This is a genomic window from Niveispirillum sp. FG148 (assembly GCF_057809655.1).
In genome coordinates this window covers 188,297-211,318 of record NZ_JBMDKJ010000005.1, presented here as the reverse complement: position 1 = coordinate 211,318, position 23,022 = coordinate 188,297, and the positions used below count along the sequence as shown (strand labels likewise).

19 protein-coding genes are annotated in these 23,022 nt (G+C 64.8%); 15 read left to right on the top strand and 4 right to left on the bottom strand.

All coding sequences use genetic code 11. The features are described 5' to 3' along the window. Window position 1 precedes the first annotated feature (1 nt). From ACODTW_RS07820 to ACODTW_RS07810, 3 genes are all read left to right on the top strand, one after another. Window positions 2-688 (top strand): hypothetical protein, encoded by a 687-nt coding sequence (locus ACODTW_RS07820; protein ID WP_488945404.1) that lies wholly within the window; start codon window positions 2-4, stop codon window positions 686-688. A 10-nt stretch (window positions 689-698) separates the two neighbouring features. After that, the gene (locus tag ACODTW_RS07815; protein ID WP_488945403.1) at window positions 699-2,642 is read left to right on the top strand and encodes a CHASE2 domain-containing protein; all 1,944 of its coding nucleotides are present in this window, start codon (window positions 699-701) and stop codon (window positions 2,640-2,642) included. 159 nt (window positions 2,643-2,801) lie between these two features. After that, window positions 2,802-3,263, top strand: coding sequence for a Crp/Fnr family transcriptional regulator (locus ACODTW_RS07810; RefSeq protein WP_488945402.1), 462 nt, complete (start codon window positions 2,802-2,804; stop codon window positions 3,261-3,263). Window positions 3,264-3,274: 11 nt separating this feature from the next. Here ACODTW_RS07810 and ACODTW_RS07805 read toward each other — a convergent pair whose 3' ends face one another. From ACODTW_RS07805 to ACODTW_RS07795, 3 genes are all read right to left on the bottom strand, one after another. Then, a complete protein-coding gene (locus tag ACODTW_RS07805; protein ID WP_488945401.1) occupies window positions 3,275-4,303 on the bottom strand; it encodes a LacI family DNA-binding transcriptional regulator in 1,029 nt (342 codons plus the stop codon). A 136-nt stretch (window positions 4,304-4,439) separates the two neighbouring features. After that, window positions 4,440-8,333: a S8 family serine peptidase gene (locus ACODTW_RS07800; protein WP_488945400.1), complete on the bottom strand. Its 3,894-nt coding sequence runs from the start codon at window positions 8,331-8,333 to the stop codon at window positions 4,440-4,442. Window positions 8,334-8,425: 92 nt separating this feature from the next. Further along, complete coding sequence (locus ACODTW_RS07795) at window positions 8,426-11,578, bottom strand: S8 family peptidase (protein ID WP_488945399.1); 3,153 nt, start codon at window positions 11,576-11,578, stop codon at window positions 8,426-8,428. Between the two features lie 148 nt (window positions 11,579-11,726). Between ACODTW_RS07795 and ACODTW_RS07790 the strand changes: the two genes are divergently transcribed. Further along, the gene (locus ACODTW_RS07790) at window positions 11,727-12,599 is read left to right on the top strand and encodes an alpha/beta hydrolase family protein (RefSeq protein ID WP_488945398.1); all 873 of its coding nucleotides are present in this window, start codon (window positions 11,727-11,729) and stop codon (window positions 12,597-12,599) included. A gap of 157 nt (window positions 12,600-12,756) precedes the next feature. Here ACODTW_RS07790 and ACODTW_RS07785 read toward each other — a convergent pair whose 3' ends face one another. After that, window positions 12,757-13,521, bottom strand: a complete 765-nt coding sequence (locus tag ACODTW_RS07785) for a 4'-phosphopantetheinyl transferase family protein (RefSeq protein WP_488945397.1) — start codon at window positions 13,519-13,521, stop codon at window positions 12,757-12,759. Between the two features lie 299 nt (window positions 13,522-13,820). Here ACODTW_RS07785 and ACODTW_RS07780 point away from each other — a divergent pair, with 299 nt between their 5' ends. The 11 genes from ACODTW_RS07780 to ACODTW_RS07730 all read left to right on the top strand — a co-directional run bounded on the left by ACODTW_RS07780 (window position 13,821) and on the right by ACODTW_RS07730 (window position 22,984). Next, window positions 13,821-16,292: a M1 family metallopeptidase gene (locus ACODTW_RS07780; RefSeq protein WP_488945396.1), complete on the top strand. Its 2,472-nt coding sequence runs from the start codon at window positions 13,821-13,823 to the stop codon at window positions 16,290-16,292. Then, window positions 16,289-16,819, top strand: coding sequence for a DUF6702 family protein (locus ACODTW_RS07775; protein ID WP_488945395.1), 531 nt, complete (start codon window positions 16,289-16,291; stop codon window positions 16,817-16,819). Before ACODTW_RS07780 ends, ACODTW_RS07775 begins: the two co-directional genes overlap by 4 nt. 24 nt (window positions 16,820-16,843) lie before the next feature. Further along, the gene (locus tag ACODTW_RS07770; protein WP_488945394.1) at window positions 16,844-17,443 is read left to right on the top strand and encodes a hypothetical protein; all 600 of its coding nucleotides are present in this window, start codon (window positions 16,844-16,846) and stop codon (window positions 17,441-17,443) included. A 113-nt stretch (window positions 17,444-17,556) separates the two neighbouring features. Further along, on the top strand, window positions 17,557-18,294 hold the full coding sequence (locus ACODTW_RS07765) for a polysaccharide deacetylase family protein (RefSeq protein WP_488945393.1): 738 nt from the start codon (window positions 17,557-17,559) through the stop codon (window positions 18,292-18,294). Between the two features lie 360 nt (window positions 18,295-18,654). Continuing rightward, window positions 18,655-20,136, top strand: coding sequence for a cytochrome-c oxidase, cbb3-type subunit I (ccoN, locus tag ACODTW_RS07760; RefSeq protein WP_488945392.1), 1,482 nt, complete (start codon window positions 18,655-18,657; stop codon window positions 20,134-20,136). A gap of 14 nt (window positions 20,137-20,150) precedes the next feature. Continuing rightward, entirely contained in the window at window positions 20,151-20,879 is a 729-nt protein-coding gene (ccoO, locus tag ACODTW_RS07755) for a cytochrome-c oxidase, cbb3-type subunit II (protein ID WP_488945391.1), read from the top strand. A gap of 12 nt (window positions 20,880-20,891) precedes the next feature. Then, window positions 20,892-21,059, top strand: coding sequence for a cbb3-type cytochrome oxidase subunit 3 (locus ACODTW_RS07750; protein WP_488945390.1), 168 nt, complete (start codon window positions 20,892-20,894; stop codon window positions 21,057-21,059). Between the two features lie 6 nt (window positions 21,060-21,065). Beyond that, on the top strand, window positions 21,066-21,935 hold the full coding sequence (ccoP, locus tag ACODTW_RS07745) for a cytochrome-c oxidase, cbb3-type subunit III (protein WP_488945389.1): 870 nt from the start codon (window positions 21,066-21,068) through the stop codon (window positions 21,933-21,935). Next, window positions 21,835-22,464: a putative toxin-antitoxin system toxin component, PIN family gene (locus ACODTW_RS07740; RefSeq protein ID WP_488945388.1), complete on the top strand. Its 630-nt coding sequence runs from the start codon at window positions 21,835-21,837 to the stop codon at window positions 22,462-22,464. Before ccoP ends, ACODTW_RS07740 begins: the two co-directional genes overlap by 101 nt. Continuing rightward, window positions 22,461-22,712, top strand: coding sequence for a toxin-antitoxin system HicB family antitoxin (locus ACODTW_RS07735; RefSeq protein WP_488945387.1), 252 nt, complete (start codon window positions 22,461-22,463; stop codon window positions 22,710-22,712). Before ACODTW_RS07740 ends, ACODTW_RS07735 begins: the two co-directional genes overlap by 4 nt. Further along, window positions 22,709-22,984, top strand: a complete 276-nt coding sequence (locus ACODTW_RS07730; RefSeq protein ID WP_488945386.1) for an Imm27 family immunity protein — start codon at window positions 22,709-22,711, stop codon at window positions 22,982-22,984. The genes ACODTW_RS07735 and ACODTW_RS07730 overlap by 4 nt, the downstream gene beginning before the upstream one ends. Window positions 22,985-23,022 lie beyond the last annotated feature (38 nt).

The following is a 23,022-nucleotide window of genomic DNA, read 5'->3' as shown; positions in this document are numbered from 1 at the left end:
CATGACCCGCACCCGTTCCCTGATAGCTGCTGCCGCCCTGCTGTCGCTGAGCACGGCCGCCGCTGCCGCCCCGCTGATCGTGGTGGAGTCCAAGGGCAGCGATCTGGCGGCCGGGGCCAGCATCGATGACAAGGCCAGCATCACCCTGGCCGAGGGCGGCAAGCTGGTGCTGATCGGGGAGGACGGGGCCCAGATCACCCTGCGCGGGCCGTTCAAGGGCACGCCGGCCAGCGCCGGGACGGGGGCCACGCAGCAACTGGCGGGCCTGCTGTCGGCGCGCGGGGCGGATGCGACCAGCCTGGGTGCCGTGCGCGATGCCGGGCCGCTGGCGGCCCTGCCCGAGCCCTGGGTCGTCGACCCGTCCGTGTCGGGGTCGGCCTGCCTGAAGCCGGGCCAGGATGTGGTGCTGTGGCGGGCCGATGCCGCCAAGCCCGCCAGCCTGACCCTGATGCCGGCCGACCGGTCCTGGACCGCCAATACGCAATGGCCGGCCGGTGAAGCGCGGCTGGCCCTGCCGGAGGTGCCGCTGACCGATGGGGCCACGCTGCTGTTTGAAATCAACGGCAATGCCGCCGCCGTCACCTTCCATCTGCTGCCCGACGGCGTGACGGGGACGAAGATGCTGGCCGGGTGGCTGGCCGCCAAGCAGTGTGACCGGCAGGCGCGCGCCGCGCTGGCCAAGGGCTGATCGCGCCATCATGCGCGCCAACCGTCTGCTGATCGTCCTTGCCATCGTGCTTGCCGCCGGGCTGTTGCCCGTGGGGCTGGTGCGGCTTGCGCCGTTTTTGCAGGGGATCGAGAATTGGGTGGCCGATTACCGCATCGCCACCCGCACCCCGGCCCAGCCGCAGCAGCCCGATCTGGTCATCGCCGCGATCAATGAGGAGACGCTGGCGCGTTTCCCCTATCGCTCCCCCGTCGACCGGGCCTTCCTGGCCGGGCTGCTGCGCATGCTGGCGGCCAAGGGGGCCAAGGCCATCCTGCTGGACGTGCTGCTGGACCAGCCGACGGAGCCTGCCAAGGACCAGGAGCTGTATGGCGCCATCCGCGCCCTGAAAATCCCCCTGGTGATCAGCCATGGTGGGGCGGCGGAGGGGCTGACCGAGGGGCAGGTGGCCTTCATCAACGGCTTCGTGCCCGTGGAAAAGCGCGGTTATGCCAATCTGGTGAAGGATAATCTGGACGGTACGGTCCGCTGGATATTCCCCGGCAAGATGGCGCCCGACGGGCAATGGCAGCCGGGCGTGGTGCCGGCGCTGGCCGAACTGCTTGGCTTGATGCCGTCGCGTGAACTGCTGCCCATCGCCTGGCGCGGCCGGCCCGATGCGGATACGCCCCCCTTCCGCCAGTTCCCGGCCCATGCCGTGCCGCTGCTGCCGGCGGGATGGTTCAAGGACAAGATCGTGCTGGTGGGTGCCGACCTGTCGGACCGCGACCGGCACAGCACGCCGTTTCGCACAGCCTTTGCCGGCAATGCCGGGGTCATTCCCGGCATCACCATCCATGCCCATGCAATGTCGCAACTGCTGGAAGGCCGGCAGCCGCCGCGCCAGGGGCTGGACCTGGCCATCGCCGTGGGCCTGCTGGCGGCGGCGCTGGGGCTGATCCTGGGATCGGTGGAGATCGCGCTGGGCCTGCGCCTGGTTCTGGGCCTGGGCGTGATCAGCGGCATCTGGCTGCTGGCCGGGCCGGCCTTCACCGCGGCCAATATCCTGCTGCCGCAGATCGGGCCGTCGCTGTCGGTCATGCTGGGCCTGTGGCTGGCCGATATCTGGCGGGGGCGGCGGGAGCGGGACAAGCGCCGCTTCGTGCAGGCGGCCTTCACCAAATATCTGTCGCCCGTGCTGCTGGACGATCTGATGAAGGACCCGTCCAAGCTCTCCATCGACCCCAAGCGCCGGGAAATGTCCTATGTCTTCACCGATGTGGCGGGCTTCACCACCATTTCCGAAGGCATGGACGCGACGACGCTGGCCGATGTCATGAACCGCTATCTGGACGGGATGGTGAAGGTGGTCTTCGCCCATGGCGGCATGGTGGACAAGTTCATCGGCGATGCCGTCTTCGCCCTGTTCGGCGCGCCCCGCGACATGCCCGACCATGCCGCCCGTGCTGCGGCCTGCGCATTGGAGCTGGACCGGTTTGCGCAAACCTTCCTGGCAGGCGAGTTGGCGGCCGGCCGGCCCTTCGGCATGACCCGCATCGGCGTGCATTCAGGTCCCGCCAGCGTGGGCAATTTCGGGTCGGAGGCGCGGTTTGAATATACGGCCCTGGGCGACGCTGTGAACACGGCCGCCCGGCTGGAAGGTCTGAACAAATATTTCGGCACGCGCGTGGCGATGAGCGGGGCGACGGCCGCCCGCTGTCCCGACATTGCCCGCCGGCCCATCGGGCGTATCGTGCTGAAGGGCAAGACCGAACCGATCGAGGTGTTCCAGCCCCTGTCGGCGGAGGAGGCCGGCAGCAGCCTGATGCGGCGCTATGCGGAGGCCTATGCGATGATGGCAGCGGGCGACCCCGTGGCCCCGGCCCTGTTCGCAGCACTGGCGCAAAGCCATCCCCAGGACGGGCCGACCGCCCTGCACCATGCGCGGCTGTCAAAGGGAGAGGCGGACGATATGGTCGTGATGAGCGACAAGTGATCGCTAACTAAACCTTGCGTCGGGGGCGGGTGGCACGGGATAACATCCGTATGATGATTGGGGTCTGTCGGGTTTGAATCGAAGCGCAGTCGTCTTTCAGGGTTCGGCTTCGCCTCACAATGATTCCATTCGACCCCACAAACTGTAGGGAAACGGGCGATGGCCGAGGGTATCCTTAACCGCAAGTTCATTCCGGCGGGAAAACAGCTTTTCCTGACGGGGGAGCGGGGCGAGCACATGTTCCTGGTGCAGTCCGGCCGCATCCGCCTGTGGCGTGGCGAGTCGGATCATCCGGTTGTGCTGGCCGAGGTGGGGCCCAACTGCCTGTTCGGGGAAATGGCGCTGATTGATGACGGCACGCGGTCAGCCTGCGCGCACGCGGTGGAGGACACGACCCTGATCGTCATTTCCGGCGAGAAGGTGCGCCAGCGCCTGGCCGAGGCCGACCCGTTCGTGGCCAGCATCGTGCGCATCCTGGCCCGCAACCTGCGCGCCGCCAATGACCAGCTTGAGGGGCTGATGAGCCAGATGGTCGCTGTCAGCGCCATCAAGGCGCGCGAGATCGCCCCCAATGATGATGTGGTCGAACTGAGCGGCGACGAAGCCGCGCGAACCCCGTGACTTTTGCCGGGCTATCGCGGCCGGGTTGACTGGCGGACCACCAGACGCGCGGGGATGATGGTCTTTTCCAGCGGCCGGTCATTGATCAGGCGCAGCAGGTTTTCCACCAGCAATTCGCCCGCCGCCACCGTGTCCTGACGCACCGTGGTCAAGGGCGGGTTGGTGTAGCTGGCGGCCTGGATGTCATCGAAGCCCACCACCGATACGTCGCCCGGTACCGACACGCCGCGGTCGCGCAGCGCATGCATGGCGCCGATGGCGACCAGATCGCAGGCGGCGACGATGGCGTCAAACGGCCGGCCGCTGGCCAGCAGGCGCAGGGCGGCGGCATGGCCTTCCTCCTCCGCCGTCAGGCTGTCGAAACGCAGGTCGGGATCGACGGGCAGGCCCGCCGCTGTCAGGGCCTGCACATAACCGCGATGGCGGTCGCGATATTCCGGGCAATTTTCCGATACGTCGCCCAGGAAGGCGATGCGGCGATGGCCTGTGTCGATCAGGTGCGTCACCGCCTCTGCCGTGCCCTGCACATTGTCTGACCCGATGAAATGGCCAGGCTGGCCGGGCAGGACGGGCCCCCAGGTGATGTACTGGATGCCGGCTTCGTCCAGGCCGGCGATCTTGTCCAGATAGGAGGTGTAGTCGCCATAGCCCAGGAAGATGATACCGTCGGCCCGCTTGGACGCGGCATAGTCAGCGTGCCAGTCGTTGCTGGATTGCTGGAAGGAGATCAGCAGGTCATAGCCGCGCTTGGCCGAGGCGCGGGTGATGGAGCCCAGCATGGACAGGAAGAACGGGTTGATCAGCGATTCCGAGGTGCCCGGATCCTCATACAGCAGCAGGGCCAGCGTGTTGGTCCGCTGCGAACGCAGGTTGCGGGCATTCACGTCCACCTTGTAGTTCAGCTGGCGCGCAGCCTGTTCCACCTTCAGGCGCGTATCCTCGCTGACCATGCTGTCCCGGCGCAGGGCGCGGGAGACGGTGGATTGTGAGACACCCGCCAGTTCGGCGATATCAAAGGACGTCGGCCGTTTCGTCCGCATGTTTTTCCGGCTTCCGCCTGGTTGCTCCCCATGGCGGAGGATATAGGCGTGCCGGGTCATATGGCAATCGGCCGATGTTGGGGCTTCCTTAACTCCTGTCCAGGTGTGGCGATTTGGTAGCGGACCTGTCCGCCCGCTACCCGAAATAGTCCCAATCAACCGCCAGCAGCCGTCCCTGGGCCAGCCCCCGTGTCAGGTAATGCATCAAAGGGTCCAGTCCGGAGGCCAGGACATCGGCATTGGCGGCGACATAGGCGGCGGGGTTGAAGAAGGCTGAGGCCACCCGCCCCTCCCACCAGCCATAATTCAGGTAATGGTCGACGGCGGAGATGGCGCCGGCCTTTACCGGTGCCACCAGATCCGCGTTGTGGGAAAGATAGTAATCCACATCGAACAGCAGGTTGGGGGACCGCCCTTCCTGACGGCCATAAAGGTCCCAATGCAGGCGGGCGCTGATGCCGCCCGTGCGCACGGCGGCGGCCACGTCGGGATTGCGGGCCAGATACCCCGCCTCGTCGAACAGGTCCAGGCTGGCCTTGCGTCCTTCAAACCGGCCGAAAATGCGGTAATGCATCTCGCCCGTGACAAAGCCGCCGGCGGCTACCGCGGCGGCGACGTCGGGATTGTCGCGCAGATATGCCGCTTCGTCGAAGCCCTGGAACCCCTGGCCGTTGACCAGCCTGGCCCCCTTGTCCAGGAAGATGAATTCCACATTGGTCAGGCTGTCCGTGCCTTCCGACCTGCCATCGCCCTTGTAATAGGCGATGTCGATGCCGTCGCCGCCATCGATGACGTCATTGCCGGCCCCACCGATCAGGCTGTCATCGCCGATGCCGCCGATCAGCGTGTCATTGCCATTGCCCGACCACAGATAGGTGTCGGCCTTGCCGGCCTTCAGCGTGTCGGCCAGATGGCCCGTGAACAGCTTTTCATAGGCGTTGGGGGCGAAGGTGATGTCGCGTCCGGTGACAAAACCCGTGCCCGCCCCCAGGTCGAAGCGCGAGGCCTCCCCCAAGGCGCTGGCATTGATCGTGTCTGTACCGCCGGCCCCCGGTGCCGCCCAGGCATAGGTGCCGCTGGAGGGGTTGAAGGTCTTGTAGAAGCTGTTGGTCAGGATGATGGTGTCATCCTGGGTCCAGGCATCGCCAAAGACGCGCAGGCTCCAGCCCTTGATCTCTCCAGAAAAGCCGGATTCGTTGTCGGTCGCGATCAGCTGCCAGTTGCCCTTGGCATGTTCGCCCAGCATCGCCACGGTGCCGAAGGTGAAATGCAGATCCTGCTGGGAGGAGCCATAGGCGCCCAGCGGCCCCTTGCCGATCCCGTCCAGCAGGGCCACGCGCGTGCCGCTGGCCGATACCAGCTCCAGCTTCACATCGCCCAGCCATTGATGGCGGAGATCCACCTCCACCTCCACCCGGCCGACCATCAGATCCTGGTCCAGCGTCAGGGTCAGGTCCGGGTTGGCCGGGCCGTAGGTCTGGATGGGGACGCCCGTTTCCAGCGTGCGGCTGGCCGACAGCTGCTGTTCGTTGGCGGCCGTGTGCTGAGCCTGCCAGCTTTCCGCCAGACGGACGGCGCCGGTGGGATCGACGATGCCGAACCCGGTTTCCGGCAGATAGCGCATGCCGGCGCCATTCACGAGGGTGCTGCCGTTGAAGTAGCTCATATATCCCGACGGTTCGATCCGGTCGGCCGTATAGGCCAGGATGGCCTGCACGTCGCGGTAGCCCAGGGTCGGGTTCGCCTCCAGCATCAGGGCGACCACACCCGAGACGATGGGGGCGGCGAAGCTGGTGCCCGAGATGGTGGCTGTGTCCCCGGTCTCATAGCCAAGGCCGCCGGTGCGGTCGGTGGTCAGGACATCGACGCCGGGGGCAGAGACCAGAACCGAGGAGCCGGGGGTGGAGAAGCTGGCCGGATTGTCGAGCTTGTCCACCGCGCCGACGGTGATGATATAGCGGCTGTTCTGGAAATTATGGGCGTTGGTGTTGTCGCCCCACTCCTTGCTGTTGCCGGCGGACTGGACCACCACGGTGCCCAGCCCGTTGCGCCCTTCCGTGGCCAGCCTTTGCAGAGCCTTGCCGGCCGCCTCATAGGCGCCATTGAAATCATCATAGAAGCCGGCATCGGGGGTGGAGCTGAAGCCGCCCAGGCCCCAGCTGTTGTTCAGAACATCGACCCGGCCCAGTGCCAGTTCGAAGCCCCTGGCAATGGCGGAGGCCCCGCCCAACCTGCTGTAGAGCGAGACAAGATCGGCGTTGTAGGCGATGCCCACCATGCCGACATCGTTGCGTTCGGCGGCGATGATTCCGGCCACGGCCGTCCCATGGTCATCCCCGTCGCGCAGCGGGATGCCGCCGGCCTGACCCGTATCGACATTCACCGACAGGTCATAGCGCAGATTGCCGTCCAGGTCGGGATGGCCACGCTGGATGCCCTGGTCGAACACGCCGACCTTCACCCCCTTGCCGGTGAAATTGGTCCAGACCGGTGTCAGCCACAGGCCGTTGCTGGGGGCTACCTGCCACGCCTGCTGATATTGCGGGTCGGTGGGCAGATCGCTGCTGGTCACGCCATCGGCATGTGTGCCGCCGCCGGTCAAGGTGACGGCGGAAACGCGGTAGGTGCCGGTGGCTGCCCCCTGTCCACCCGCCGACAGGTAATAGCGGCCGGTCTGGGTGGCGGTGAAGGCGACATGGGCATTGCCATCGCTGACCGTGCCATCGGCCAGGGCCTGCCCCTGACCGTTCAGCAGCCGCAGCGCCGGCGCTGTCAGCTGGTCGCTGGTATCGGTGCGGGCGGCCAGGTCGAAGCCATAGGCCTGTCCGGCCACCAGATCCACGGCAAACCAGTCCGTGTCGCCATTGCTGTCGATCGTGCCGGTGGCCGAGGCATTGACGGCCAGTTTGCCGGTGGTGTCGGTGCCGGCGCCGAGATCGTCGTCCACGGCCTGATTGACGGTGATCCGGTAATAGCCCAGGTCCTGGAATGTGCCCCCCTCCGCCCGCAGGTAATAGGTGCCGCTGCTGGGCGCAGTGAATTGCAGCCAGGAATCGCCATGTTCCGCGCCGCCGCCGCTGTCATCATCATAGGCCAGTTGCTGACCGGTGGCGTCCAGCAGGCGCAGATAGGTATCCGACAGGGCAAATTGCTGGTCGTTATCCTTGATCCCGTAAAGGCGGAAACTGTAGCGCGCACCGGCCGTCAGATTGACGGCGAAAAGGTCGGCATCGTCCGGCCGGTCGATGGTGCCGGTCCAGCTGCCGCCCAGCGTCAGGGTGCGGGCCGTGGACGGGTTATCCCCGACATCATCGGCCGGGCCCGGTGTTTCCAGCGACGTGACACGGTAGAAGCCCGTATAGCCGTTGCTGGTCAGTTTCAGGAAAATCCGTTCCGCCTTGTCGGCATGGTAGAGCAGGACGGCGTCGCCACCCTGATAGAGGATGTCTCCGATCGGTTTGTCGTCCAGTGACAGGAACTGCACGTTGGGCAGGTGGCCCGGCTGCTCCCCCGTCAGGGTGATGCGATAATTGGTGCCGGGCTTGGTGTCGACGAAGACCCAGTCGATGTCGGTGTCGGAACTGATGGAGGCGGAGGCCCTGAAAAAGCTGTTCAGCGACAGGCCGTAATCCCGACCGAACTGGTCATCCATCTCGCCGGGATTCTGGTCGATGAGGTGCGCGCCCTTGCTGTCGCGCAACGCATACCAGTCGTTGCGCGTGACCCCCTTCAAGGTCACGCCGAAACCAGCTCCGCTCCAGGAGGAATCGGGCAGGGTCAGGACGGTGTTGCCATCACGGTCGGTGGCGAACTCAAGGTAATAATTGGTTCCCTGCGGTGGGGAGAAATCAAAGCGATCCTCTGTCGGGTCAAAGTCCAGGATGACATCATGGCCTTCACCCTTGGCAATGCGAAAGACATCCGCCCCGGCGCCGCCAGACAATGTATCGTTGCCGGCACCACCCTGGATCGTATCGTTGCCGTCGCCACCCGACAGCTTGTCATCGCCCGCCGTACCTTCAACGATCATATCGTTTCTTCTTGTTGCCGCCGCGGATACACTCTTTATGCAAAAACAGACGTGTGTCGGTCAAGTCGGATATCTACCGGTACGTGTGACCTTCAGCCGAAATAATCCCAGTCGACGGGGGCCGCCCGCCCTTCGCGCAGGCCGAAGGCAAGATAGTGCGCCAGGGCCGGCATGCCCGCCGCCGCCACGTCGGGATTGGCGGCCAGATAGGAAGCGGGGTCGAACAGGGCGCTGCCCGCCCGCCCCTCTGCCATGCCAAAGGACAGGAAATGGCTGTAGGCATCGGTGATGCCGGCCGCGACGGCCGCCGCGACATCCGGATTGCGGGCCAGATACCAGGTGCTGTCGAACAGCAGCGATGGCGACCGTCCCTCCGCCTCCCCATGGCTCAGCCAATGGTCGCGGCCGCTGGCATAGGTGCCGGCGGTCACGGCGTCGGCCACGTCGGGGTAGCGGGCCAGATACCACGCCTCGTCATAAAGGCTGGCGGATGCCGGGGCCAGGAACAGGGCGCGGTCGTGGAAGACCAGCACCTCCACCCCCGTCAGCCGGTCGCTGCCATCCGCACCGGTCACGGTGACGGCGTCGCCGGCCAGGGTCAGGGTCACGGCGGTCGACATCGTGTCGAACAGGGCCATGTCGGTGCCGCGTCCGCCCTGGATATGGTCGCTGCCCGGCCCGCCCGACAGGATGTCGTCGCCGGCCCCGCCGATCAGCGTGTCATCGCCGCGCGCGCCGGTCAGGGTGGCGGACGACGCACCCGCCACCAGCCGGTCCGCGGCATCCCCGCCGATGGCACGTTCAATGCCGCCGGGCGTGAAGCCGACGCGCACCCCGGCGATGGTGCCGCCACCCAGGCCCAAGTCCAGATCGACGGCCCCGGTCAGCGCCGCGGCGTTCAGCGTGTCCTGGCCGCCGTCGCGGTCGTCGATCAGGGTGCGGGCCGGGTCTGCGGCGGCAAGGGCCGCGAATTCATCGGTGAAGATGTAGCTGTCATCTTTCGTACCCTTTTCGCCATAGGCCCGCAGCGTCCAGCCGACCAGCGATCCCGTCAGGTTGCCGTCGCGGTCACTGATGGACAGGGTCCAGTCGCCGGCCGCCGCCTCTCCCAGCAATCCCGCCACGCCAAAGGTGAAGCGGACATTGTCCTGGGAGGAGCCGTAATCGGTCAGCCGGCCCAGACCCGGCCGGTCCACCAGCGTCGTCACCGTGCCGGCGGGTGAGGTGAGGGTGACCAGAAGATCGCCGATCCAGGGATGGTCGATGGCCAGGTCTACCTCCACCCGCTCCACCGAGAGATCACCGGACAGGTGCAGGGTACTGTGGATGCCGGCGGGGTCATTGTCGGGAATGGCGATGGGGGTGGCCAGGGTGGCGCTGCCGGTCACGATTGACAGATTGGCTTCCGTACGCTGCCCCTGCCAGCTTTCCGCCAGACGCACGGCGGCGCGGGCATCGACCAGCCCATAGCCCAAACCCTCGCTGTAATGCAGGCCGCCACCATTCCAGTGGTCGGCCCCCGTCCATTGCCAGGTACTGCTGCCGGCATCCGCCTGCCGGGCCGACAGGGCCAGGATCTGCTGCACATCGCGATAGCCCAGATGCGGGTTCGCCTCCAGCATCAGAGCCACCACGCCCGACACGGCGGGCGCGGCCAGGCTGGTGCCGCTGAGGCTGGCCGTTTCACCGTCGCCATAGCCGGCACCATCGCTGCGGTCGGTGGTCAGGATGCCAACGCCCGGGGCGGCCACCAGCACCGACGCGCCACGGGTGCTGAACCCCACCAGCCGGCCGGTGGCATCGGTGGCGGCGACCGTGATGACATGGCGGCTGTTCTGGAAATTATGCAGGTTGGTGTCGTCGCCATAGAAGGCGGTATTGCCCGCCGCCTGCACCACCACCGTGCCCAGCCCATCCCGTCCTTCGGCCGCCAGCCGCGAAAGGGCAGCGCCGGCCTGGGCGAAGGGGGCGCTGTTGAAATTGTCCAGAAAGGCGCGGCTGGGCGTGGACAGGAAGAAATTGCCAAGGCCCCAGCTGTTGTTCAGCACATCGACCGTGCCGATGGCATCCAGGAAGGCGCGCGCCGCCGTTGCCGCGAAATCGACCAGCGAGCCTTCCAACGGATCGTAGAAGGAGACCAGATGGGCGTTGTAGGCCACGCCGACCCCGTCCACGCCGTTGCGTTCCGCGGCGATGACACCAGCCACGGCCGTGCCGTGGTTGTCGGCGGCGGTGACGGGCGCGCCGCCCCTAGCACCCGTGGCGGCCACGCGTGACAGGCTGGTCACAAGATTGCCATCCAGATCGCGCAGATCACCATCCACGCCCTGGTCCAGCAGCCCGACCGTCACCCCCGCCCCCGTATAGTCGGCCCAGACCGGCAGCAGGTTCAGGCCCCAGGTGCCGGACAAATGCCATTGGCGGACGAACAGCGGGTCGGAGGGGATGCCATCCGTGGGACCGGGCGGGTCCACAGGGTTGGGGTCGATGCGCTGGGCGGACAGGCGATAGAGGCCTGTTTCGCTGTCGGTCGCCCCCTGTGCCGACAGATAAAAACGGCCGGTCCGCGTGGCCGTGATGGTCAGCAGGCTGTCCAGCCCCGTACCGCCATCATCATCGCCGCCCAGTGCCGCCCCGTCCGCATCCAGCAGCCGCAGCAGCGGATCGGACAGGGTGCCCCCGCCGCCATCCCGGCCCGACAGGAAGAAACGGTAGCGCATGCCTGCAACCAGATCGACGGCGTACCAGTCGGCATCGCCCGTGATCTCCAGCGTCCCCGACTGCGCCCCGCCGATATCCAGGCTGCCGGCTGTGGCCGGGGTTGCGCCATGGTCATCGTCGGCGGCCCGGACCATGGACAGGCTGTAACTGCCCGTGCGGCCGGCAGCGGCCTGGGCGCTGATATAAAGCCGTTCTGTCAGGGTGGCGGTGAAGGACAGGCGCGCATCCAGGCCGGCGCCGCCATCGTCATCGCTGCGCAGCGTTGTGCCGGCCCCGTCCAGCAGCCGCAGCAGCGGATCGGGCAGGGTACCGCCGCCACCGTCGCGCCCCGACAGGGTGATGACATAGGAACGACCGGCCACGACATCGACGGCATACCAGTCGGCGTCCCCAGTCGGATCGATGCTGCCGGTCAGGGTCTGATCGGCCACCAGCACGGCACCGGTTGTTGCATCGGCCGGTGGGTCGGCAGGGGCGGCAGCAGCCGCCTTTTCCTGTCCCTCACCTGTCGCTGCCCAAGCCATCGCCGACCATTCCCGTTTCATTCGGGGGCAGAGTAGGCGATCGGCCCTTAAGCCTCAATGAAAGTGCCGCCTGATGGGGTGGTACTTGTCAAAAGCACGATCGTTCGTTAAGTTCGATCCACCACTGGCCGATGCGAAGGAACAAGCCATGTCCGCGGGTGAAGCCTCCTCCGTCCACGATCAGAACCGCACCATCCGCTGTCCCGACGGACGCGAACTGGCGGGACGGCTGTTCGTGCCGGTGGACAAGCGGGCGGGTGTGGCCATCGTGCTGCATGGCGCCACGGGCGTGCCGCGCGATTATTATGCCCGCTTCGCGGCCTGGCTGGCCGACCACCGGGCCGCCATCGTGCTGATCTATGACTATCGTGATTGCGGGCATTCCGCGCGCGGCCATGCGCGCCACGCCCGCGCCAGCATGGGCGACTGGGCCGTCATCGATCAGGCGGCGGCCATGGATCTGCTGCTGACGGAATTTCCCGATCTGCCGCTGGAAGTGATCGGCCATTCTCTGGGCGGCATGGGCCTGCCCTTTCATGAGAAGGCCGACCGCGTGCGGCGTCTGACCACGGTCGGTACGGGTCCTGCGCACTGGCGCCGTCACGCCCCGCATTTCATCGGCAAGGCCCTGGCCTTCTGGTACCTGCTGGGCCCCCTGTCGATCTGGGCCCTGGGCTATCTGCCGGGCAAGGTGCTGGGCCAGTCGGAAAACCTGCCGGCCGCAGCCTTCTGGCAATGGCGGCGCTGGTGTACGCGGCCCGACTTCTATCGCGGCGAATGGGGCCGGCATCTGCCGCATCCCGACCTGTCGCGCATGAAGGGCGAGGTACGGCTGCTGGCGGTGGAGGATGACGAGATGATCCCGCCGCCCGTCGTGAAGGACCATGCGGCCTTCTTCCCCGCCGCCCGCGTCAGCCACGAGGTGATCCCCGTTGCCGCAGCGGGCGTGCGCGCCATCGGCCATCTGCGCATCTTCTCCGAACGCTGCAAGACGGCCTGGCCGATCCTGGCCGGGCGCTGATCCCCGCCAGTGCGCGCGGCGTCAGGTTAGAACCCGGCGCAGGTCAGGTCGAGCCGGAGGCGAGCCCTGACATTCAAGAGGCACTGTTGTCGGTCACGGCCCGGGCTTCGCCCTCGACCAGACCTGCAAGGAGCGCTGCCCCCGTCAGGATCTGCCGTCAGACCAGGATGGGCGCGCCATCGGCCAGGGCGGCCAAGCCATCGGCGGTGACGCGCAGATGGCGCAGCGTGCCCGGCGGACCGTTCAGGCTGGCGGCGGCCAGCACATGGCCTTCCACTTCCCACTGCGACAGACGCCAGTCGCCGGCCTGACGCAGCCAATCCTCATGCGCAACCAGGGACGGGGCCTGCTCGTCCGGCGTGACGGTGAAGCCCGTCAGTTCCTGGGACAGGCCGCGGCCCGTGGCCTTGATCACGGATTCTTTCAGGTTCCAGATGCGCAGGAACCGGGCGCGCTGCGCCTCCTCGTCCCCGCCGGCGCTGACATAGGCCACTTCATCGCGGGAGAACCAGCGGTCGGCAATGTCCAGTTCCACCGACCGTGCCGGATTGACCTGTTCGACATCGACCCCGACCTCCCCCTGCGCGGCAACAGCCACGGCCACCATGGACCGGGTGTGCGACAGGTTGAAGGAAGCGCCACCACGCACCAGGGCCGGCTTGCCATAGGGGCCGGCATTGAAGGCCAGGCTGCCGGCCTGACGGCCGGTCCAGGCACCCAGGAACAGCCGCGTCAGCCCGTGGGCGGCGATATAGGCATTACGGTCGGCCTCGAACTGGAAACGCGCAGCGCGCTCCCGCTCGGCCACGTCCAGCGTATGCGCCAGCGGCGCCAGATCCCGCGTGCCCAGCCCGTCCACGGCCAGTGTGACCACGATGACGTCATGGCGCCAATCGCCACGCACGGCAAAACCGTCCCGCATCCGTACCCCCAGCTGGTTGAAGGCCGGGATCATAGGCCGGAAATTACGGATAGGTAAGGAAAGAAGCCCCGACGAAGAAAGGGGGCGGCCCCGCGAATCACGAAGGGCGGGACCCTTGTCTATCGGATTACCCCGGACAGGCGTCACGGAGTGTCGCGCCGTTACGATCCGGTTACAATATTCCCGGTCCATTGCTGCTAAATTGCTTTGACCGTATACGATCCCCCCGCATTATCGGAGCCTTACGCAGCAACGGGCCGCAATGGACGGCGGTCCGGCTGGACCTGATGGGGGCTTTGATGGGTTTGCGGTGGGGACGTGTGGCGTGCCTGGTGGCAGCCGCCGGGATGATGCTGTGGCCGGCCTTGGCATCGGCCGATGCCATTGAACAGACCAAGGGCAATTGGCAGGACAAGTTCCGCCAGCTCGACGTGGACCTGCCCACCCCCAATACCTATCGCACCGCATCGGGCGCGCCCGGCCATCAATATTGGCAGCAGCGCGCCGACTACACTATCGACGTCAAGCTGGATGCGGCGGCCAAGCGCCTGACGGGCAAGCAGACGGTCCGCTATTACAACAACTCCCCCGACACGCTGCGCTATGTCTGGCTGCAACTGGACCAGAATATCTACAAGGACAAGTCGATCGCGGAGCTGACCCGCACCTCCAGTCCCGGCAAGGATGGCGGCGACCAGATCAGCTATGAACAGATCGCCCGCATCCAGGCGATGAAGGACACCAAGTACGGGGTGGAGATCGGGGCCGTCACCGACGAGGGTGGCCGACCGCTGCCCTATACCGTCGTCGATACGATGATGCGCATCGACCTGCCGCGTCCGCTGACCTCTGGCGCGTCCTTCACCTTCAAGGTGGATTGGGCGCACAACATCATCAATCAGGACATTGTCGGCGGTCGCAGCGGGTATGAGCATTTCCGTGACACCAACACCGACCTGTTCTTCATCGCCCAATGGTTCCCGCGCATGGCGGCCTATACCGACTATGCGGGTTGGCAGCACAAGGCTTTCCTGGGCCGCGGCGAATTCACCCTGGAATTCGGCGATTATGATGTCGCCATCACGGTGCCGGCCGACCATGTCGTCTCGGCGTCGGGCGAATTGCAGAATCCGGGTGATGTGCTGACCGGTGCGCAGCGCGACCGCCTGGCCAAGGCGGCCAAGGCCGACCAGCCCATGTTCATCGTGACGCCGGAAGAAGCCCTGGCGAACGAGAAGGAGACGGACAAGGCCACCAAGACCTGGCGCTTTGCCGCCAAGAATGTGCGCGATTTCGCCTTCGCCAGTTCCAACAAGTTCATCTGGGACGCCATGGGCGTCCAGCAGGATGACCCGGCCGGCAAGCCTGTGCTGGCCATGTCCTTCTATCCCAACGAAGCGGACCCGCTCTGGTCGAAATATTCGACCTGGTCGGTAGCCCATACAATCAAAACCTACAGCAAATATTCCTTCACCTACCCCTATCCCACCGCCCAGTCGGTCAACACCTGGGAAAGCGGCGGCATGGAATATCCGATGATCACCTTCAACGGATATCGTCCGGTCACCGACAAGAAGACGGGCAAGAAGACCTATTCGGCGGCGGCCAAATACGGTCTGATCGGCGTCGTCATCCACGAGGTCGGGCATTTCTATTTCCCGATGATCGTGAATTCCGACGAACGTCAATGGAGCTGGATGGATGAAGGGCTGAACACCTTCGTCCAGAACATCGCGCACCTGGAATGGGAGGAGAATTTCGGCGAGCATCGCCGCAATCCCAACCTGCCCGTGGACATCACCAGCTATATGGTGAGCCAGAACCAGGTGCCGATCATGACCCAGTCGGATTCGGTGCTGCAATTCGGGCCCAACGCCTATACCAAGCCGGCCACGGCCCTGACCATCCTGCGTGAAACGGTGATGGGGCGTGACCTGTTCGACCATGCCTTCCGGGAATATTCTCAGCGCTGGAAGTTCAAGCGGCCGACCCCGGCCGATTTCTTCCGCACCATGGAGGATGCGTCGGGCGTGGATCTGGACTGGTTCTGGCGCGGCTGGTTCTATACGACCGATCATGTGGATATCGATCTGGCCAGCGTGCGCGAATACCGCATCTCCACCAGCAATCCGGACATCGAAAAGCCGCTGTCGCGTGACCAGTACCATCGCGACAACCGCGAACCGCTGGCCCAGGTGCATAACCGCGAACAGGCGCTGAAGACCCTGCTGGAGCGGGAGCCGGGCCTGAAGGATTTCTACAACGAGAATGACAAGTTCACGCCCACCAACAAGGACCGCAACAAGTTCAATGAACTGGTTGAGGGGCTGGAACCCGGCGAGCGCGAAGCGCTGGCCCGGGCGGAGAAGGAAGGCGACTGGGTCTATTTCGTCGATTTCGCCAACAAGGGCGGTCTGGTCATGCCGCTGCCGCTTCAGATCACCTACGCTGACGGGACGGAAGAGTTCCTGCTGATCCCGGCGGAGATCTGGCGCTACAACAGCAAGGCCGTGACCAAGATGCTGATCCGGCCCAAACAGGTGGTGGGCATCGAACTGGACCCGCGCCAGGAAATCGCCGACGCCGACCCGTCCAACAATGCCTATCCGCGCAAGATCCGCTCGTCCCGCCTGGAACTGTACAAGTCCAAGGATGATGAGAAGAACCTGATGGCCGACATGCTGGTCGAACTGAAGGCCAAGAAGGATGCGGAAGGCAAGAACGAGCCGGGCAAGGAAGCCCCGCTGGTGCCGGCCGGGGGCAAGCAGTGACGCGCATTTCGCTGGGCCGGCGCCGGGTTCTGGCGCTGGCCGGGGCGGGGTTGGCGATCGGGCTGGCGCCGGCGGCGCTGGCCCACAGGGCCAAATCCATCATGACCCTGGTCAGTTGGAACCAGGCCAAGGGTCTGCTGGAGATCGACCACGCCCTGCATGCCCATGACGCGGAAGTGGCGCTGAACAAGATCGAAGGCGTGTCGATCCCCGACCTGACCCAGGTGCGTGACCAGGCGCAACTGGCGATCTATTGCGAGCCGCGTTTCACCCTGACCCCGCCGGGGGGCAAGCCATTGGCCCTGAAGCTGGTGGGGGCGGAACTGGTGCGGGACTATGTGCATGTCTATCAGGAAGTGCCGCTGACGGCGAAGCCGGCCCGGTTGACGGTGCATAACCAGTTGCTGCGCGATGTGTTCCCCACCCAGGTCAATCAGGTGAATTTCGACATGGCAGGCGGCGACCCCGACCATATCCGCACCGTCACCTTCATCGGCAATGACGGTGATAAGGATGTGGTGTTTTAGGGGGTGTGCAGGCGGTGGTCGGGGATGATGACGACATATTTTCTGCGCGCCGTCCTTTTGCTGACCGTCCTGATCGGGCCCGGGATCGCAGCCGGTCATGCTGCGGACTGCCCGGTTGACGCAGAGCGATTGCTGCACCTGTCGCCCGACGCATTTGATCAGGATATGAACGGGGGATGGCGCACGCTGGCCGACCGTGCTGGATGCGAGAAGGCCGCCGCAGACCTGATCAGGCGCTACATCGCACAGAATTGGGGCCGGATCCCACAAGGTAACCTGCATGAAATGTATTGGCATGCCGGGCAGCTGGAGGCGCTGGCCGGGGATTACCTGCGGGCGGTTCCGCTGCTGATGGCGGGGGTAAGCCCGGACCGGGGCCGGGATATCGGCTTCCATGAATATGCCCTGGGCACCATCGCCTTTCTGAACAGGGATCTGGCGGGCTTGAAGGCGGCGCGGCAGCGACTGTCAGCCTTGCCGCAACCGGCCGCGCTGAAAGCCGAGTTCGGCGATCATTGGCCGCCGAACCTCCGGGTGCTGGATGGGCTGATCCGATGCTTTGGGTCATCCTATGCCGTCGCCTATGGAAATGACTGTCCCCGTGAACAGGTGGCGCCTCCCTGAAACGAGGCAGCGCCACCAAACTCCCCGTCGACGCCGCCTGTGCCACCCGCTAGGATCAATACCGTTAACGCTAACAATTGCCACGCAATGGCGATCTGCGGGAGGGACGGGAAGTGCGTCATCTGACACTGGCGGCCGTGATGTCGGTCCTGTTGCTGGGCACCGTGCCCGCCATGGCCGCCGAATGCGGGCCGGACAAGCTGGGCACGTCGCGCACCATCACCCTGACGCGCCAATCCGGCGCCTATGGCACCATGCAGCATGCGCCGCTGCCGGGGCTGAAGCCGGGCGAAGTGGTGCTGACATTCGATGACGGGCCGGTGGCACAGACGACTCCTGTGGTGCTGAAGGCGCTGGCGGCTGAATGCGTGAAGGCCAGCTTCTTCATGGTCGGCAACAATATCGGGGGCAACCCGGCCCTGGCCCGGCAGGTCATGGATCAGGGCCATTCGGTTGGGCTGCATTCCCTGACCCACGCCCATCCGTCGGCGCAAAGCCCGGCGGAACAGCAGGCCGATCTGAACCAGACCCAGGAAATCTACACCAAGGTCATGGGTGGGTCTGCCGCCGCCTATCGCTTTCCGTTCCTGGAGGAAACGCCGACCCTGATGGCGGCTTTGGCGACGCAAGGCATGACGGTGATGTCGGTCGACCTGGGTATCAATGATTGGGAAGCCGATGACAGCACGGAGAAATTCGCCCGCCTGCTGACCGATGGGCTGGCCGCGAAGGGCGGCGGCATCATTCTGATGCATGACGCCAATCCGAAAACGGCCGACGCCCTGCCCACCCTGCTGCGCCTGCTGAAAGACAAGGGCTATCGCGTCGTGCATGTGGACTGGCGCGGCTGAGGGCACCCGCCTATTCCGGCGCTGTTAAGGGAGAAACATTTCTCCCGCCAAAAGATGCGGCGAAGATATCGAGTCGCCCACGCTTTTGGCGGCTGGTGCCCGAATCCATCTTGTCCAGCGGTCCCAGAATCCCCGTCTCTATCCTTTTGCTGCGATGCGACAATGGTCGAATATCGCCGGGGGAAGCGGGAATTCCTTTGGATTTCCGGTGCTTCCGGCGGCCCCCGTCACGTCGCGGCCCCTTCCGCCTTGATGCATGTCAATGCGCGTTCCCGTTGAACGGCCCATGAAGGCACAGTCGGGGATCGGGCATGGGCTCGGTCCTTTCAAGAAATGTTCCGCTGACACCGGGGGTTTGTCATGGGTGTAGCAATCGCCGACGGGGCGTATGGGGGCTCGGCTCAGACCGTACCCGTCGAGGCGTATCACGAAGACGTCGTGCGCGCCTTCGTCGTCGCCGCCATGTTCTGGGGCATCGCGGCGTTCGCCGCAGGTGTCTTCATCGCTTTCCAGCTGGCCTTTCCGGACCTGAATCTGGGTCTGGAATGGACGACGTTCGGGCGCCTGCGTCCGCTGCACACGTCCGCGGCCATCTTCGCCTTCGGCGGTAACGCGCTGATCGGCTCCTCGCTCTATGTTGTGCAGCGTACCTGCCGCGCCCCGCTGTTCGGCGGTCGCGAATGGGGCTGGTTCATCTTCCTGGGCTACAATCTGTTCATTGTCATGGCCGCCACCGGCTATCTGCTGGGCATCACCCAGGGCAAGGAATATGCAGAGCCCGAATGGTATGTGGACCTGTGGCTGACGATCGTCTGGGTGATCTATCTGATCGTCTATGGCGGTACGATCATCAAGCGCCGCGAGCCGCATATCTATGTGGCCAACTGGTTCTATCTGGCCTTCATCATCACCATTGCCATGCTGCATCTGGTGAACAACGCGGCCGTTCCCGTCAGCTTCACGGGCACCAAGTCCTATGTGGCCTGGGCGGGCGTGCAGGACGCGATGATCCAGTGGTGGTACGGCCACAATGCGGTCGGCTTCTTCCTGACCGCCGGCTTCCTGGGCATGATGTACTACTTCATCCCCAAGGCCGCTGAACGCCCGATCTACAGCTATCGTCTGTCGATCGTGCACTTCTGGGCGCTGATCTTCCTCTATATCTGGGCCGGGCCCCACCACCTGCATTACACGGCGCTGCCCGACTGGACGCAGACGCTGGGCATGGTGTTCTCGGTCGTGCTGTGGATGCCGTCGTGGGGCGGCATGATCAACGGCATCATGACCCTGTCGGGCGCCTGGGACAAGCTGCGCACCAACCCGTCGCTCCGCTTCTCGGTCACGGCTGTCGGCTTCTACGGCATGAGCACGTTTGAAGGCCCGGTCATGTCGGTGAAGGCGGTCAACGGTCTGTCGCACTACACGGACTGGACCATCGGCCATGTGCACTCCGGTGCCCTGGGCTGGGTGGCCTTCATCTGCTTCGGCATGATCTACTACCTGGTGCCGGTGCTGTGGAAGAAGCAGCGCCTCTATTCCACCAAGCTGGTCGAATGGCACTTCTGGACGGCCACCATCGGCATCGTGTTCTACATCACGGCCATGTGGGTCAGCGGCATCATGCAGGGTCTGATGTGGCGCGCCTATGACGAATACGGGTTCCTTCAGTACTCGTTCGTCGAGACGGTGCATGCCATGCATCCCTACTACGTCATCCGTGGCATCGGCGGTCTGCTGTTCCTGACGGGTGCCATCCTGATGGTCATCAACCTGATCCGCACCGTGCGTAGCGCCCCGGCCCTGGAGCCGGTGTCGCAGAGCGCGGCCGTGGCGGCCGAGTAAGGAGGGACGCCACCATGAAGTTCTCTCACGCGATCATCGAAAAGAACGTCCTGCTGATGGCGGTGCTCACCTTGATCACCGTTTCCATCGGTGGTCTGGTGCAGATCGTTCCGCTGTTCACGGTGGAAACGACGATCGAGCGGGTCGAGGGCGTGCGTCCCTACAGCCCGCTGGAGCTGGCCGGCCGCAACATCTATGTCCGCGAAGGCTGCTATCTCTGCCATAGCCAGCAGATCCGCACCTTCAAGGACGAGGTGGAACGTTACGGCCATTACAGCCTGGCGGCTGAGAGCATGTACGACCATCCGTTCCAGTGGGGCTCCAAGCGTACCGGTCCGGACCTGGCCCGCGTCGGCGGCAAGTACTCCAACGACTGGCATATCGCGCATCTGAACAATCCGCGCGCCCTGGTGCCGGAATCGATCATGCCGACCTACCAGTTCCTGAACCGTCCGCTGAAGTTCGACGACATTGCCGATCACCTGAAAACGTTGAAGATCGTCGGCGTTCCCTACACGGAAGACGACATCACCAACGCCGTGAAGGACGTGAAGGTGCAGGCCGGCGCCCTGCCGGACGAGGATACGGCCGCCGTTCTGGCCCGCTATCCGAAGGCCAAGCTGGGCGATTTCGACGGTAAGCCCGAGGAAGTGACGGAGATGGACGCGCTTGTCGCCTATCTCCAGATGCTGGGCACGCTGGTCGATTTCACGAAGATCAATCCCGAAGACCTGAAGCAGTAAGGGGAGGGCGTCATGCACGAACTTCTCCCCCTGCTGAAACAGCTCTGGCTGGTCTGGTTCCTGGTGCTGTTTCTGGGGATCGTCATCTGGGCCTTTCGTCCCGGCGCCCGCCGCCGGTTCGAATCCGATGCCATGATCCCGCTGAACGACGGCGCCGGTCCGGCCGGCAATGAAAGGTGACAGGCCATGCCCACCAAGATCGAAAAGGACGCCACCACGGGCCGGGACACGACGGGCCATGAGTGGGACGGCATCAAGGAACTGAATACACCGCTGCCGAAATGGTGGCTCTATACCTTCTATGCCTGCATCATCTGGGGCGTCATCTACACGGTGATGTTCCCGTCCTGGCCCACGCTCAGCAGCCATTTCGATGGTCTGTCGGGCTGGACCCGGCGCGGTGAGGTGACCGCGGCGCTGGATGCCCAGAAGGCCGGTCAGGCCGCAACCCGCGAGAAGATCGTGGCGATGGACATCGAGAGCATCCGCAAGGACCCGGCCCTGATGGGCTATGTCCAGGCGGCTGGCCGCGTGGCCTTCGCTGACAATTGCGCGGGTTGCCATGGTGCCGGCGGTGCCGGCGCCAAGGGCTTCCCGACGCTGGCCGATGATGACTGGATCTGGGGCGGCAAGCCGGACCAGATCCTGCAGACCATCACCTATGGTATCCGCAACACCAACGAGAACAGCCGTGTCTCCGACATGCCCCGGTTCGGCGCCGATGGTCTTCTGACCAAGGAGCAGATCAGCGACGTGGCGGATTACGTCCTGTCCCTGTCGGGTACGCAGGGCGACGCCGCCGCCACCGAACGTGGCGCCACGGTGTTTGCCGAGAACTGCGCCGCCTGCCATGGCGAAAAGGGCGAAGGCAACCAGGAGCTTGGCGCGCCCCGCCTGTCGGATGGCATCTGGCTCTATGGTGGCGACCGCAAGACGGTGGTCGACACCATCACCTATGCGCGTCGCGGCAACATGCCCGCCTGGATCGAACGTCTCGATCCGGCCACGGTCAAGGTGCTGGCGACGTATGTTCACGCGCTTGGTGGCGGGCAGTAACCCCCCGACTCCCACTGCCCCCACCTTTTCTCACCCGCCCGGAGCGATCCGGGCGGGTGTTTTGTTTTGGCGCGCGCGACATTGCAGGCGATGTTATGGTTTGGTCATGCGGTGTGTTCTGGACACGAATGTGGTGGTAGCAGCGATGCGGTCGCCCTTGGGGGCGTCGGCCCAACTGCTGCGTGCTGTACGGGATGGCCGGGTTCGCATGCTTTGCTCCGTCGCCTTGGCGCTGGAATATGAAGCCATATGCATGGCTTCCGCGCATGTCGAGGCGGCTGGCCTGACGACACGAGAGGCAGTCATCTTTGTTGATGCAGTCTTGGCGATGGCGGAGCCCGTCCAGACGTATTTTCATTGGCGCCCGCAATTGCGGGACCCCGGTGATGAAATGGTGCTGGAAATTGCCGTGAACGGGCGCGCCAGTATCATATCCACATTCAATGAACGGGACTTTGGCATGGTGCCGGCACGGTTCGGCGTAGAAGTGATGGGGCCAGCATCGGTTTTGAAGAGGATAAGGCAATGAAGACGAAACAGAGTACTTTCCCGCTTCGGCTGCCGACATCGATCAAGGCCGAGGTAGAACGTCGTGCCCGTGAGGACGGAATCAGTATCAACCAGTTCATCGCGACGGCCGCCGCCGAGAAACTGTCCGCCATGAACACGGCGGACTTCTTCGCTGAGCGTCGGGGACGGGCGGATTTCGACGCATTCGACCGGATCATGCGCCGGGATGGTGGGCCGCCCCCGGTGGAAGAGGACCGGCTTGAATGAACCCAGAGGATGTCGGTGATGACCAAAAAACAACAAGGGTGCCGTCGTCTTTTGCTGATCTCAGTGACAAGTGGGTCCTACGAGATGGGCGGATAAGCAACGAGGGTGATGCCAAGCTGATTGACACACTTCTGTCCCACGAACTGACGGAAGTGGTGGCCAGCGATAATGGATGGCGAAAGCTCTATCAGCATCGGAGCACTGGTCGCATCTGGGAATTATCCTATCCGCACAGCCAGTTACAAGGGGGGTGGCCCAAGGCGGTTGCGTGAACTTGTTTCCGTCGGCTCTCAGGAAGGCTGACAGTCGT

Excerpts from the sequence above, each read along its gene's own strand:
- ACODTW_RS07820 (WP_488945404.1), top strand. The coding sequence starts at position 2 with ATGACCCGCACCCGTTCCCTGATAGCTGCTGCCGCCCTGCTGTCGCTG.
- ACODTW_RS07815 (WP_488945403.1), top strand. The coding sequence starts at position 699 with ATGCGCGCCAACCGTCTGCTGATCGTCCTTGCCATCGTGCTTGCCGCC.
- ACODTW_RS07810 (WP_488945402.1), top strand. The coding sequence starts at position 2,802 with ATGGCCGAGGGTATCCTTAACCGCAAGTTCATTCCGGCGGGAAAACAG.
- ACODTW_RS07805 (WP_488945401.1), bottom strand. The coding sequence starts at position 4,303 with ATGCGGACGAAACGGCCGACGTCCTTTGATATCGCCGAACTGGCGGGT.
- ACODTW_RS07800 (WP_488945400.1), bottom strand. The coding sequence starts at position 8,333 with ATGATCGTTGAAGGTACGGCGGGCGATGACAAGCTGTCGGGTGGCGAC.
- ACODTW_RS07795 (WP_488945399.1), bottom strand. The coding sequence starts at position 11,578 with ATGGCTTGGGCAGCGACAGGTGAGGGACAGGAAAAGGCGGCTGCTGCC.
- ACODTW_RS07790 (WP_488945398.1), top strand. The coding sequence starts at position 11,727 with ATGTCCGCGGGTGAAGCCTCCTCCGTCCACGATCAGAACCGCACCATC.
- ACODTW_RS07785 (WP_488945397.1), bottom strand. The coding sequence starts at position 13,521 with ATGCGGGACGGTTTTGCCGTGCGTGGCGATTGGCGCCATGACGTCATC.
- ACODTW_RS07780 (WP_488945396.1), top strand. The coding sequence starts at position 13,821 with ATGGGTTTGCGGTGGGGACGTGTGGCGTGCCTGGTGGCAGCCGCCGGG.
- ACODTW_RS07770 (WP_488945394.1), top strand. The coding sequence starts at position 16,844 with ATGATGACGACATATTTTCTGCGCGCCGTCCTTTTGCTGACCGTCCTG.
- ccoN (WP_488945392.1), top strand. The coding sequence starts at position 18,655 with ATGGGTGTAGCAATCGCCGACGGGGCGTATGGGGGCTCGGCTCAGACC.
- ccoO (WP_488945391.1), top strand. The coding sequence starts at position 20,151 with ATGAAGTTCTCTCACGCGATCATCGAAAAGAACGTCCTGCTGATGGCG.
- ACODTW_RS07750 (WP_488945390.1), top strand. The coding sequence starts at position 20,892 with ATGCACGAACTTCTCCCCCTGCTGAAACAGCTCTGGCTGGTCTGGTTC.
- ccoP (WP_488945389.1), top strand. The coding sequence starts at position 21,066 with ATGCCCACCAAGATCGAAAAGGACGCCACCACGGGCCGGGACACGACG.
- ACODTW_RS07740 (WP_488945388.1), top strand. The coding sequence starts at position 21,835 with ATGCGCGTCGCGGCAACATGCCCGCCTGGATCGAACGTCTCGATCCGG.
- ACODTW_RS07735 (WP_488945387.1), top strand. The coding sequence starts at position 22,461 with ATGAAGACGAAACAGAGTACTTTCCCGCTTCGGCTGCCGACATCGATC.
- ACODTW_RS07730 (WP_488945386.1), top strand. The coding sequence starts at position 22,709 with ATGAACCCAGAGGATGTCGGTGATGACCAAAAAACAACAAGGGTGCCG.